12 protein-coding genes are annotated in these 13,676 nt (G+C 48.4%); 7 read left to right on the forward strand and 5 right to left on the reverse strand.

Annotated features, from left to right (window positions below; translation table 11 throughout):
* Window positions 1–203, forward strand: a 203-nt coding sequence (locus AC5JR3_RS12515; RefSeq protein ID WP_495846412.1) for a hypothetical protein, incomplete at its 5' end; no start/stop codon positions are given.
* 152 nt (window positions 204–355) lie between these two features.
* Here the strand turns inward: AC5JR3_RS12515 and AC5JR3_RS12520 are convergent.
* From AC5JR3_RS12520 to AC5JR3_RS12535, 4 genes are all read right to left on the reverse strand, one after another.
* The gene (locus AC5JR3_RS12520; RefSeq protein ID WP_495846414.1) at window positions 356–736 is read right to left on the reverse strand and encodes a hypothetical protein; all 381 of its coding nucleotides are present in this window, start codon (window positions 734–736) and stop codon (window positions 356–358) included.
* 129 nt (window positions 737–865) lie between these two features.
* Window positions 866–1,234 carry a hypothetical protein gene (locus AC5JR3_RS12525; protein WP_495846416.1) on the reverse strand — a complete coding sequence of 123 codons (369 nt, stop codon included), beginning with the start codon at window positions 1,232–1,234 and terminating at the stop codon, window positions 866–868.
* Window positions 1,235–1,313: 79 nt separating this feature from the next.
* Window positions 1,314–1,559 carry a hypothetical protein gene (locus AC5JR3_RS12530; protein ID WP_495846417.1) on the reverse strand — a complete coding sequence of 82 codons (246 nt, stop codon included), beginning with the start codon at window positions 1,557–1,559 and terminating at the stop codon, window positions 1,314–1,316.
* 70 nt (window positions 1,560–1,629) lie between these two features.
* Window positions 1,630–3,291, reverse strand: a complete 1,662-nt coding sequence (locus tag AC5JR3_RS12535; protein ID WP_495846419.1) for a mechanosensitive ion channel family protein — start codon at window positions 3,289–3,291, stop codon at window positions 1,630–1,632.
* 412 nt (window positions 3,292–3,703) lie between these two features.
* Between AC5JR3_RS12535 and ahcY the strand changes: the two genes are divergently transcribed.
* The 4 genes from ahcY (at window position 3,704) to AC5JR3_RS12555 (ending at window position 9,284) form a co-directional block, all read left to right on the forward strand.
* A complete protein-coding gene (gene ahcY / locus AC5JR3_RS12540; protein WP_495846421.1) occupies window positions 3,704–4,981 on the forward strand; it encodes an adenosylhomocysteinase in 1,278 nt (425 codons plus the stop codon).
* A 250-nt stretch (window positions 4,982–5,231) separates the two neighbouring features.
* A complete protein-coding gene (locus AC5JR3_RS12545) occupies window positions 5,232–5,846 on the forward strand; it encodes a DedA family protein (protein ID WP_495846423.1) in 615 nt (204 codons plus the stop codon).
* Window positions 5,847–5,905: 59 nt separating this feature from the next.
* Entirely contained in the window at window positions 5,906–6,532 is a 627-nt protein-coding gene (locus tag AC5JR3_RS12550) for an exopolysaccharide biosynthesis protein (RefSeq protein WP_495846425.1), read from the forward strand.
* Window positions 6,533–6,563: 31 nt separating this feature from the next.
* On the forward strand, window positions 6,564–9,284 hold the full coding sequence (locus tag AC5JR3_RS12555) for a pentapeptide repeat-containing protein (RefSeq protein ID WP_495846427.1): 2,721 nt from the start codon (window positions 6,564–6,566) through the stop codon (window positions 9,282–9,284).
* A 184-nt stretch (window positions 9,285–9,468) separates the two neighbouring features.
* Here AC5JR3_RS12555 and AC5JR3_RS12560 read toward each other — a convergent pair whose 3' ends face one another.
* On the reverse strand, window positions 9,469–10,836 hold the full coding sequence (locus AC5JR3_RS12560; protein WP_495846554.1) for a TldD/PmbA family protein: 1,368 nt from the start codon (window positions 10,834–10,836) through the stop codon (window positions 9,469–9,471).
* A 394-nt stretch (window positions 10,837–11,230) separates the two neighbouring features.
* Between AC5JR3_RS12560 and AC5JR3_RS12565 the strand changes: the two genes are divergently transcribed.
* A complete protein-coding gene (locus AC5JR3_RS12565; RefSeq protein WP_495846428.1) occupies window positions 11,231–11,908 on the forward strand; it encodes a DUF1361 domain-containing protein in 678 nt (225 codons plus the stop codon).
* Between the two features lie 308 nt (window positions 11,909–12,216).
* Window positions 12,217–13,389 (forward strand): baeRF3 domain-containing protein, encoded by a 1,173-nt coding sequence (locus tag AC5JR3_RS12570; protein ID WP_495846429.1) that lies wholly within the window; start codon window positions 12,217–12,219, stop codon window positions 13,387–13,389.
* Window positions 13,390–13,676 lie beyond the last annotated feature (287 nt).

Raw genomic sequence — 13,676 nt, forward strand, 5'->3', positions numbered from 1 at the left:
CCGCACCAGAAGATACCTTTGAGACTACACCCGACCCCGCACCAGAAGATACCTTCGAGACTACACCTGACCCCGTACTAGAAGATACGGTAGACCCCCTGATAGAAACGACTCAGTATATGGATGATGTCGAGCGCGAACCTGGAACTTACATCTGTTTAAATAATCCCAATCCGGTTTGTGAAAACCCTGAAAGACTTTAAACTTTTTTCGTCTGGACTGTTGAATTCAATTAAATCTTGGCAATTTTTGCTTTAATGCCGTAGTTATTTAACAGTCCCCACTTTCACAGAATAACCTCGCTATTTAGCGGGGTTATTTATTTTAGCTATCAATAATTGAAGCGCTCATAAAGCTATAACAATTGTGAATCAAGGGGTTCACAAAAGCTGTCAATGCCTTGTCTCAGGACATACATCAAGACTGGCGTTGCTAAAATTTCGGGTAGTAACGGTGTCTGTGCCAAATACTCCACTGCTCTAGCAATGGAATCGGCTTGCAAGTCTTCCCGAAATTCTGCTTGACAGATGACTGCACGACATTTACGGGCTAGTGAATCTAACCATTCAGAATTTTCTCGCTGGGGTTGCTGTCCGGCGCGAATTGCCAGGGAAATTGCTGCATCTTCTAAGTCCCCGTCACAGTCTTCGATGGCATCGAGTGCCTTCATCGCTGTGGCGTTGTCTGTTAGTTGAGTGCGAAACTGAGCAATTTCTTGTGGTGTAACTTGAGTCATGGAAATATTCTAGCGATTAGTGCCCTAGGAATTAGCAACTAGCCATTAGCAAGAATAACTGACTGCGGACAAATAAAAAAAGGTGAGCAATGTGCCCACCCGACAATTAAAGTAATTTCTCAACAATCGCTACACGCCAACTAGTTCGCGAGATTCATTTCCTGTAAGTTGTTGGGCGATCGCCATTCTTGCTTCTAACTTGGCGACGCTAAACTGGTTTCGCAGATATTCCAACTGTGTAAGGGTGTTGGCTTTTTCAGCATTCAGACGAATCAGAGTATTCTGTGCGGTTTGGTATTCTTGGTCAACGCAGAGTAACTCAAAACGACGCCCTCGACGCTGGTTTTCATTTTTCAATCCTTGCTCAAAGGCGGCGACACGGTCGGCGTTGCCTTCTAAACGGGCAATGTGCTGCTCAACAGCGGTGATTTGCAAGTCTAATTGATTGACAACTTGTGCCGACGCAGCGATCGCGGCAGGATACTGACTCATTTCCATGCTTTATTATCCTCTGACGAAGTTAGCTCCCTCTCTAGCAAGTTCAGGGAGGTACAAATACTGGCGGTAAGATCTGAACTTAAGCGACTAATTCCTGTCGTTGCTTTTTCACAGCCATCCTTTCCGGCTGAGAGGTTGCGGCTTTTTCCAAAACTTTGACTTCAATCGTGACGGCAACTAAAAAAGAACCTGCTTCTTCTTCCACAGCTTCGGCAATCAGCTTGGCAAAATCTGGATGTTCAGCCGCGATCGGGTCACGTAAGGAACACTGATCCCAGGCGTACTGTGCGTGCGGATTGAGGCTGAGAATGTAGTGCTTCGTCATGGGGTCAAACCTTGATAGTTCAGGTGTTCAGACGTTAGTTAGCTTGCCGAACCTTCTCTTCTATTATAGTTCACTTGTACTGTTTTGAGGAGGAAAAGTGCTTGCCATCTGAGTCTGAACTCATTGCCAGAGAGCGGTTTAACCATACTTCCTGATGGGGTAAAGATAAAGGCAATCCAGCGTTATCAAAGGCTACCTTCAAGCGGCGGCGAAACTCCCGCGCCACCTGCCATTGCTTCAAAGGTTGCGTCTTAATCCACACCCGCACAACGATGCCGCGATCGCCAAAATTATCCACCCCCAAAACCTGCGGCGGCTCAAGAATTTGTTCGCGCCAAATCAAATCTTGATTCATTGCTTCGGCGATCGACTTAATCAACTGCAGCACCTGATCGACATCGGTGTGATAGGCAACCGGGATAGTTAAATCTGCCCGCGACCAGTTACTAGAAAGATTTGCAACTATCCTAATTTCACTATTGGGAATCGTGATTAATCGCCCTTCTGCGTCTCGCACTTGGGTAATCCGCAGATTGATCTTTTCTACCAAACCCCCAACATCTCCCACACTGATCACATCTCCGACCGCATATTGGTCTTCTAGGATGATTAAAAAGCCATTGATCCCATCTTTGATCAGGTTTTGAGACGCCAGTGATAATGCAACACCCACTAAACCAGCACCCGCTAGCAACGGAGCAATATTAATGCCAATTGTGGAGACGGCGACTAAGATACCAACTCCTACCCAGGTAGCTGTGACAATACTCTTAGTGACCCCTGAAACCGTAGATACCCGCAGTTGCAGCCGTCGGTCAGATTCTGGTGTCTGTAGATAATTGCTAGCTAAAGCAGAGGCAGAGCGGTCAATCAAGGCATAGCTGAGACGAATTACAACATAAGTTCCCAATCCGACCAGCGTTAGCTGTAAAGGAATCCGCAGTCCGTAGATAATCCCAGCTTGCAGGATGCGCGTATAGGGAAACAAGCCCAAGATGAAGAGTCCACCGCCTCCCAACACAAGCCCTTGTACCAACTGTAGAAGCCGATGCTGGGCTTCTTTCATATTCCACTGCTGGCGGCGAGATAGTTGGGTACTGATCGGTTGTCCTGCGGGAGTATCTTTGGGCTGCAGTTGTTGCTTGAGAAATATGGACTGGCGCTGTCGCTGGTAAATCCCCCAGCCAATAAAGATAATTATGATGCCAGTCCCCCCGGCAATGGCACCTTGACGGGTAAGAAATCGCGGCGTGCGTTCCAGTTTTGCCCGCTCCAGTCCTTGTTGTAGCTCTTGCTGAATTCTTTTGGCTTGGATTTGTGGATCTACCCCTTGCAATCTTGCATCCAGATCCGTAACGGTTGAGAAGTACTCGCCATTGATTTCGATGATTGGCAAGTCATTTTCTTCGCTAACATTAACGTCAGGTTTGGGGTTGTCAGCTTGCAGATACTGACGGCTTATCTGGTCTAATCTCTGCTGAATGTCTTTCTGACGGGCAGACAACTCGGATTGGGGAGCAGCAATGCGAAACAGACAATACCCATCCAACCGGATACAGGTCGAAGTTGTCCTCTCTGCTATGCTGCTAGCCGTCGGTAAGTTGGGGGCTGATGGGAATAAATTTGGGATCGGGAACTGCGCTAAGGCGGGGGATACAACCCCAGCACCGATCGCCACAGTTTGTAGAGAAGCGATCGCACTCAAGCGAGTTACCCAAAATTTCAAGCGCATGTTTTATTCAACACCTCCAAAACAGCAGTTTCCTGCTAAACAGTAAGAAAGATCAGCTAAGAGTACGCTCAACACCCCTTGTTGATGGAAATTAGCCAATATTGGCTGAATGACACTGTGGCACTGCCATAACTCAAAATAGCGATCTGTGACCACTGAGCAACGGGATAAACCTTGCTCAATGCCAAAGTATCGGCTTCATCGTAGGAATACTTATGCCTTTAGTTAGAGAAAATTTTCTTCCTCAGGGCTTACTAACAGAACTTGCCGCCGCTACGTCCTTTATTCTTCAAGGGATGGCAGCGCGATCGCCCTTGATAGAAAGATAGTTTCTGCTCAGGTTTCTGGCGCAGGGATAAAGTTAAAGTTATAAAGGTTAATTTAGTGAAATCTTGGTTCAATAGATAAATTCATGACTGCAACTCCTACTCAGCTCAAGCACGAAGTCAAAGACCTTTCCCTCGCCCCCCTTGGTAAACAACGGATCGAATGGGCTGGGAGAGAAATGCCAGTGTTACGGCTAATTCAGGAGCGCTTTGCCCAAGAAAAGCCTCTAGCTGGGATTCGCTTAATCGCTTGCTGCCACGTCACTACAGAAACGGCACATTTAGCGATCGCCCTCAAAGCCGCAGGTGCTGACGCCCTGCTGATTGCCAGCAATCCCCTCTCTACACAAGATGATGTTGCCGCCAGTCTAGTTGCTGATTATGGGATTCCCGTTTTTGCCATCAAAGGCGAAGACAACGCTACCTACAGCCGCCACGTCCGCATTGCCCTCGACCACAAACCCAACATCATCATCGATGACGGCAGCGATGTCACCGCTACCCTGGTACAAGAACGCCAGCACCAACTCAGCGAGGTGATCGGCACCACAGAAGAAACCACCACCGGAATCACCCGTCTTCGCGCCATGTTCAACGATGGCGTTCTGAGCTTCCCAGCCATGAACGTCAACGACGCCGACACCAAACACTTCTTCGATAACCGTTACGGTACAGGTCAATCAACCCTGGATGGCATTATTCGCGCCACCAACGTCTTGCTGGCTGGAAAAACCATCGTCATTGCAGGTTATGGTTGGTGCGGCAAAGGCGTTGCCCTCCGCGCCCGAGGTATGGGTGCCAACGTCATCGTCACCGAAATTGACCCCACCAAAGCGATTGAAGCCGTAATGGATGGCTTCCGAGTCATGCCAATGGCCAAAGCCGCTCCCCAAGGCGACTTGTTTATCACCGTTACTGGTAACAAGCACGTTATCCGTACAGAGCATTTCGAGGTGATGAAAGATGGCGCAATGGTTGCCAACTCTGGTCACTTTGACATTGAAATTGACCTCCAGTCCTTGGGTGCCCAAGCCACAGAAGTCAAAGAAGCGCGACAATTTACTCAGCAGTACAAACTCCCTAGCGGCAAATCGGTCATCGTCTTGGGTGAAGGACGTTTGGTAAACCTAGCCGCCGCTGAAGGACATCCCAGCGCTGTGATGGATATGAGCTTTGCCAACCAAGCTTTGGCTTGCGAGTATCTGGTGAAAAATAAAGGAAAGCTTGAACCCGGTTTACATTCTATCCCGGAGGAAGTGGATAAGGAAATTGCCCGATTGAAGTTGCACGCCATGGGGATTGAGCTTGACACTCTAACTCCTGAGCAAGTCGAGTACATCAACTCTTGGACTTCTGGAACCTAAACCTTGTAGAGATAAGGTTTTCTAAAGTTAATGGCTCAATTTTCAAAAGTATTACAACAGTCGTTCTTTTCCTGAAAATACGCCTCTTTTGAAGGGATAAGTCCACAAAGCTTATCCCTTTTTTGAAGTTAACTTGCTGAGGGGAAGAAATCTCCATTTGCCTATAATCTCTGCATAATATACACAAGTTCAGTTGCACAATGGCGCATAATCATTAACCTTTTTACTACCTGCAAAAGGAATTAACCTGATGGGCGAATGGATTACTAACATCGTTGATTCTCTAGGCTATCTGGGAATCGGGCTATTGATGTTTTTGGAAAACTTATTTCCCCCGATTCCTTCGGAGTTGATTATGCCGCTAGCAGGATTTACCGCCTCGCAAGGGAAGCTGGCTTTAATTCCAGCGATCGCAGCAGGAGTGGTGGGTACAATCTTGGGGGCACTACCCTGGTACTACTTGGGGAAGTTCTGGGGCGAGGAGGGCTTAAAGGCTTTTGCTAACAAGTACGGTAAATGGGTTTCCCTTTCGGTTCGGGATATCGATCGCGCCGATAACTGGTTCGATAAGCAAGGCGGGAAGGCGGTGTTTTTAGGTCGCCTGATTCCGGGAGTACGTACCCTGATTTCCCTACCCGCAGGCATCAATGGAATGCCTCTAGTCCCCTTCATCCTCTATTCAACCCTCGGCACTACTCTATGGGTGGGGATACTGACATTTGCTGGATATACTCTGGGCAAGCAATACTATCTGGTTGAAAAGTACATCGGGCCCATAGCAAAAATTGTGATAGCGGCGTTGTTAGTCGGATTTATTCTGTGGATAGTGCTGCGGAAACGGCGCAAAAAAAACAAAAAAGGATAATTTTAAATGTTCGGCGTTCAAATGTTAGGTTATTAGTTTAAAAATTAGCTTGAGGTGTGATGGCTAGACTTTCTGTGGAACTACAACGCTATTTTTTTGAGGAAGAACGACCGTCTCAGGTTAAGTTGGCAGAAATTTTGCTCTTGGCAGAAGAACGAATTTTCGGATTTTTATTAGTGTTGTTGTCTTTGCCATCTGCCTTACCAGTACCAGCACCGGGTTACTCAATTCCCTTTGGAATTGTCATTTTTCTCTTAGCCGTTCAGTTGATTGCGGGTGCCAAACGCCCTTGGCTACCAGAGCGTACCATGAGGTATCCCATTGAACTAAAAAAAGTGCAGGGCATCCTGAAAGCAGGGCTTCCCTGGTTACGACGGATTGAAGCGATCGCCCATCCCCGTATGACCTATATCTGTACATCACTACCGGGTAGGGTAATTATGGGTTGCGCGATCGCGCTGATGGCAATCTCCATGATGATTCCGATTCCCGGCACTAATACCCTCCCAGCCATGGGAATTTTCATTACAGGCTTCGGCTTAATCGAAGATGATGGCGCAATTAGTTTGGCAGGATTAGTTGTTTGCTTGATGGCAGCAATTCTATCGACATCAATTCTGATTGCCGTGTTTTGGGGCGGTGCTAGCTTGCTCGACTTTCTCAAAGAATGGTTGCGATCGCTTTAGGGACGCTCTGAAAAATCTCACCACAGATGAAATGGCGCGTCGAGACAATCAAAGCCATAATTTCATTACCACCGAACCCTTAGCTAAAGGGGGAGAAGCAGGAGAACAAAAAGCCTGGGATGCAGTGCGGGATGCCTTTGCCAAGCGGGATTGTCTAGGCTACTGGCGCTACCCCATTTTTTCCAAAGTGGGAAAGTCTCGCAAAGAGCCAGATATCCTCATTGCCGATGCCCAACTCGGTTTAGTCGTTATTGAGATTAAATCCGTCAAAATTGAGCAAATACTAACAATTCGCGGGCATCGTTGGGAATTTCAGAACTTCTACACCACCAGCAGCAACCCTTACGAGCAAGCGGAAAATCAGTTATTTGCTTTGTTGGGGTATGGCGATCGCGAACCTCTCTTGCGCCGAAAAGTCAGCGGTCGTGCCTTAGTTTGCCTGCCTTCGATTACCGAAGAAGACTGGTACAACAGCGGCTTTTATCAATTACCTAGCTGTCCTCCAATTATTTTTCAAGATCAGCTCCAGGGAGCGGGGGAGCAGGGGAGCTTGAAGAGCAATCCTATCCCTAATCCAGCTTCAACGCCTCTTAGAAAGGCAGGGTTGGGAGAGTCAAACAACAACCTCCTGCAACTTATTCAACAAACCACCCCGATCATCAAAGGTTTCCCCCTCACCGATGAGCAGTGGCGGTTGCTGCAAGCTGTCATTAGCGGTACCCCCGTCTTCCGCAAACGGGTAGGGGTACGGCATGTCGTGCCCCCACACAACGAACAAAAAACCCGCGCCAGCGTCCTGGCAGAAGTCCGCGATCGCCTCTTTGAATTTGACCTACAGCAAGAACATATCGGCAAAGCCATCCCCCCTGGCCCGCAGCGGATTCGCGGCATCGCCGGATCGGGCAAAACCGTCCTGCTGTGCCAGAAAGCGGCTCACATGCACCTGAAGCATCCCGATTGGGATATTGCCTTCGTCTTTTTCAGCCGCAGCCTGTACCACCACATCCTTGAGCAGTTGGACAAGTGGCTGCGTCGCTTCAGTAGCGGCGAAGTGCGTTATGACTCAAAAAATCTTAAACTCCAAGCGCTTCATGCCTGGGGAGCCAAAAATCAACTCGGACTCTACAGCACCATTTGCAAAGCAGCTAGAGTGCAGCGCCTTACCGTCAACGACACTCAAAGTAAGCGACCGAATGAAGCGCTGGCCCAAGTATGCACACAGTTATTGCACAATACGGTCATCCCTACGCTATATGATGCCATCTTGATTGATGAAGGGCAAGACTTAATTGTGGATGACTCGTTTAAGTTTGAAGGCAAACAGCCCTTCTACTGGCTGGCATATCAAGCCCTGCGCCCTATCGCTCCCACCCAGCCAGAACTGCGGCGTTTAATCTGGGGTTACGACGAAGCCCAAAGCCTGGAAAGCTTAAGTATTCCTAATGCCAGCGAACTGTTTGGGGAAGAGTTGGGGCATCTCGTTACAGGACAGTACGCGGGGGGCATCAAAAAAAGCGAAATCATGCATCGCTGCTACCGCACTCCCCATCCCATTCTCACTGCCGCCCACGGTATCGGGATGGGGTTGCTGCGTCAGGGTGGAATGCTGACTGGCATTACCCGTGCGGCAGATTGGCAGGCAATTGGTTATGAAGTCAAGGGACATTTCACCCCCGGACAGCAAATTACTCTCCGACGCCCTCCGGAAAATTCTCCTAACCTCGTCCCGCAACTGTGGGAAAAACCCGTTTTGGAGTTCGTTGCTTATCGTTCTCGCCAAGAGGAATTGACAGCGTTAGTTGAAAACATCCTCTACAATCTCCTTTACGACGGACTTAAGCCCAGCCGCGAGATTCTCGTCATCGTTCTAGGTAAAAACTTCGAGGCGATGCGACTGGAAGCGGATGCGGCGGAGTTCTTGATGTCCCAAGGCATTGATATCTACATTCCCAGTGCGGCTGACTGCAACATCCTTTACACCGACAAAACTAAACGCGATCCCAATAAGTTTTGGTGTGAGGGTGGCGTCACTGTATCGCGCATCCACCGCGCTAAAGGGAATGAGGCGGATATGGTGTATGTGGTGGGATTGGACAATGTTGCCAAGGATGAGAGCAATCTTTACCTGCGGAACCAGCTCTTTGTCGCTTTAACTAGGGCACGAGGTTGGGTGAAGTTGAGTGGTGTCGGTTCTTATTCCCTTTATGAGGAGATGTGGCGGGTGATGCAGAGTGGCGACACTTTCACCTTTACCTTCCGCCATCCTCCGCAACGAGAGATTAGCGTTACGGATGCCAGTGAAATGCGATCGCGCTACGCCGCAGGCGGCAGAAACTTTCAAGGCGCAGATTTAGCCAATGCCCAACTATCCGGGGCTGACTTACGCCATGCTAATCTCATCGGTGCGATTCTCAAAGGTGCTGATTTAAGCCATGCCCAATTAGATGGCGCAAAGCTGGTAATTGCCGATTTAAGCCATGCCAATTTAACAAACGCCAGTTTACGTAAAGCCCAACTAGTAGGAGCAAATTTGCAAGAGGCGCGACTAAATGGTGCCGATTTGAGTCGCGCCAAGCTGAGTAATGCCGATTTGAGGAATGCTCAATTAGTTGGGGCGAAATTGGTAGGAGCGAATCTCAGTGCGGCTGACTTGAGTGGTGCTGATTTAACCCAGGCAAATCTTGAGAAGGTTGATTTGAGTGATGTGAATTTGGCAGGAGCAACGATGCCAGACGGGAGGGTTTGGGAGTAGAGCGATCGCCCTTCTCCCCAAATTGATAGGACAAGCTTCTGGCTGCATAACCTTATCTAAGCTTACGCCTCAAACAACTAGGGATGAATCAATTCCCTAGAGCTAGTCCCGCCGCTCAAGAGCATATCGATTTCTGCTTTTCCTCCGCCGAAGTGGCAAAACGCTATTGAGTACCCACAGTGACTTATCGCCCCCCGACGACGACATCCTTAATCCGCACATGAGGGCCACCAACACTCACCGCTAACGGCATTTGTCCCCCCTTACCGCAGCCACCATTGACATAAACGGCATCATCACCAATTGCCTCAATATCTTTGAGAGTTTGAAAGACATTGCCAGTCAGCGTGATATCACTAACAGGTTCTGCAACCTTGCCATTGCGAATCATATAACCTTCCGCCGCCGCGAAAGTAAACATCTCGCCGTTAGTTTGCCCCCCCAGCATTCGTACGGCATAGACCCCCTGATCAATATCTGCAATCATCGTCTCAAACGGGCAATCTCCCGGCTCAATTCCCGTATTTGTCATCCGCACAATTGGCGGATATGTAGCACCAATTGCCCTAGCATTCCCCGTGGGCGCTTCCTGCATTTTCCCCGCCGTTTCGCGAGAATGTAGACGTTGATTCAAAATCCCGTCTTTAATTAAATACTTGCGTTGAGCAGGAACACCTTCATCGTCATAGGTGAGAGAACCAGGCAAACCGCTGAGAGTAGCATCATCAACAACATTTAATTGCTCAATTGCCAAAGGTTTCCCTAGGGTAAGCAACTCTTGCATTCTCGGATTTTCATAAACAAAGTCCGCTTCTGAAAGATGCCCAAAAGCTTCGTGAATAAACACACCCGCCAGATAGGGATCTAAAACTACAGTATGTTGACCCCCTTTAACCGGTTTTGCCTCTAATTGCCCAACCGCGCGTTTTGCTGCTCCCAAAACCCGGTCTTCAATACCAACAAACGCGTCAAAATCCGCACGGGAGTGAACTGACTCAAAACCTTGACGGACGACACCCTCCTCCCCACGAGCAATTGCACCAAACCGGGCTGACACATCCAGCCGTTCTTGGGCAAGGCAAGTGCCAGTAGAGTTGACAAAATAGGTAATCCCGAAGCGATCGCGCCAGCCCACCATCGTCGTCTGAATCCGGGAGTCATAATCCAACAACAGTTGGTTGTACTCCTGCATCAACTGACGCTTATCCGCCATTGAAACCCCACGCGGATCGCGCCCCAACTGCACCGCCACATAATCTTGAACAGGTTCGACAGACGCTAAAACTGTTTTATCCTTCCCCACCAACTTGGCTTGAGAAATTGCCTCCTCCAGGCGGTCATGTAACTCCGTCAAGCCATTAAACGTCACAAAACTCCAGCCCCCCTTGTGACAGGCACGAATGCCTCCAGAAGCCCCAAAACTGCGGTCTACCGCATCTAACCGAGAGCCTCGAAACGAAATAGCAGTAGACTCAGTTTGCTCAAAGCGAACCTCCAAATAATCCACGCGATCGCCATAAACAGCGATCGCCCCCTGTAACTGCTCCTGCAAAGAACCTTCCACACTTCCCCCCTTACCCGGCTGTAATATCCTCCCTTCCAGTCTATTGTTCCACCCCCTTAACTCCCCCAAAACCCTCTAAAAAAAGAGATACATACCTCGCCCTAATTTCTAATTCCCCTAAATACCTTTACCTTCATTTACCTTTATGTCCATAAACCCATAACCCCTTGCACGGGGGGACTAGGGGCGGTGCTGCGCCCCCAGTGGGGGGCTTGGGGGAAGCCCCCCAAGCTCAGGTTTTCCTCTTAACTTTCTTCTTCAATCAAAAAAACTGCCAGCACCGCCCCACTAAAACCTAGCCATAGTTCCCCTCTTCAACCAACCAAGTCACCGTAGTTATACTAGTGTCTAAGCCAAAAATGTCCACCTTAACAACGCGCCGATGAAAGCCCAACTGCTGACATGGATTTCCGTTGCTTTATCTGCCTTGGCCATAAATCGCCGTTGGATGACCTGGAATCTTTTCCTAGCTTTCATTCCCGTAGCCTTAAGCATTTGGCTATTCCGACTGTCCCGCCAACGCTCCATCCTTTGGTGGTTAGGACTTCTCGTTTTCTTCGCCTTTTTACCCAATGCACCCTACGTCCTAACTGATATCTTGCATCTGGTGTATGACATTCGTGAAGGTTACTCCATCTGGATTATTACCCTCGTTCTTGTTCCCCTATATCTGTTCTTCATCCTAGGGGGATTTCAAGCCTACGTGATGTCCCTCATCAACCTAGGTTACTACCTGCACAAACAAGGCAAAAGCCACTACATCCTTGCCGTTGAGCTAATTACCCATGCCCTTAGTGCCATTGGGATCTACCTAGGACGCTTCCAACGATTCAATAGCTGGGACTTGATCACTCAGCCCGATGCTTTGGCAGATAGCATCATTGACGACTTAGCGAGTAAAGGCCCCGTATTAATCATTGCTATTACCTTTGTGATTGTTGCCGCCTTGTATTGGTTAATGAAACAACTAAGCTTAGGATTTTTGCTGAGAATGCGCCAGAAGTTTAGTGACCGTCCCCTCTACGACCAAAGAAGCGAAGATACCTCAGCACGGCTTTAAACCTATTGATGCCAAGCCTGGTTCACCAAAAGAAGACAGTAATGGCACCTGACCAACAATTACGCCACCTGATATAACAACACCGCTACATCCATCTCTCAATATTTTGTCGAGTTATGCCAGTTCCTATCGTTAGAAGGAGGAATCTGGCACCTATCTTCGCTGCAATGGACAAAGGTAGACCGTATTTTTTAAATAACGACTGCCTTCATTTCAGAACAAATACTTAGTCAGGTCAGCCTCAGCATTATTAGTGCAGCCTGGCTATTTCGTTCTCGAAATTTTTGTTGATATAGGATTTTTAACTCATGCCATTACTGTCTAGAGAAGAACTCAAAACCTTAGTTGAGAAATCACAAAAGCATTGCGTTTCTATTTATATGCCCACCCACACAGCCGGGCCAGAGATTCAACAAGATCCCATCCGCTTTAAGAATTTGATGCGGCAAGCTGAGGAACACCTAGTCGAAAGTGGTTTGCGCCAAGCCGATGCAGTAGAATTGCTCAAACCCGCTCAAGAGCTTGATCGGGACAACTTCTGGCGTCACCAGGATCACGGGCTAGCCATCTTTATTGCTGATAATTTCTTTCACTACTATCGCCTACCGCTTGATTTTGAGGAATTAGTAGTTGTTGGCGATCGCTTCCATCTCAAACCACTGATGCCGTTATTAAATAACAACGGCAGATTCTACATTCTCGCCCTTAGCCAAAATCAGCTCAGACTGCTTCAAGGTACACAGCACCAAATTGATGAAATCGATCTCCACAAGCTTGAAGACATTCCTGAGAGCCTGAAAGAAGCCCTCCGGTACGACGACACAGAAAACCAAACTCAGTTCACTACAACTCATAGCGGAGCATCAGCAGGCGCTCCTGGCTCAGACCCTGGTACTATCCATGGGCGAGGTGTCGATGAAGACGAAGAAAACCAGATTCTGCGATTCTTCAGCCAGGTTAATCGGGGCTTACAAGACTTGCTGCACGATGAGAACGTGCCGATGGTGCTGGCAGGCGTAAAGTACTTGCACCCCATTTACCAAAGAGCCAATTCTTACCCCCATCTGATGGAAGAAGGTATTTCTGGCAATCCGGAGCATATGAAGCCAGAAGAGTTACAGGAAAAGGCTTGGGGAATTCTGGAGCCTTACTTCCATAAAGCCCAAGCAGAAGCGGCGGAACGTTACCGAGAGTTTTCTGGCAACAACCAAGAGCAAGCTTCTCAGGATTTGAAAGAAGTAGTCAAAGCAGCTTACTATCATCGCGTTGATTCCTTGTTTGTGGCAACGGGTTATCAGCAGTGGGGTAAGTATGACCCTGAGAGTGATACAGTGCAGTTGCACGAAGAAGAACAAAATAGCGACGAAGATTTGTTAGATTTCGCGGCGGTTCATACCCTCTTGAATGGCGGTACCGTGTTTGCCACCGAACCTGACCAAGTGCCCGGTAATGCTCCTGTTGCCGCTATTTTCCGCTACTAATGAAGGGAGTCGGTGAGTCCTGAGTGCTGAGTCGGTGAGTAGGGGAGAGAGTGTGAAGTATGAAGTATGAAGTATGAAGTATGAGGGGTTAGAGGTAAGGGGTTATCGGTTTTCTCCATCACCTCATCTCCTCTTCTTTCTAACCTCCGCGTCTTGGTGTGCAGGAGTGTGGTTTATTAAAAATCCTCATCCCCCATTACCCCCAAACGAGCATCAGCCAAATCGGTGCTGATGCTTTTTTAGGAATTAGAGGTAATGCTTGATCAGGAATGTTACGATTCCCTCAA

The sequence above is a fragment of the Kastovskya adunca genome, from assembly GCF_059505785.1.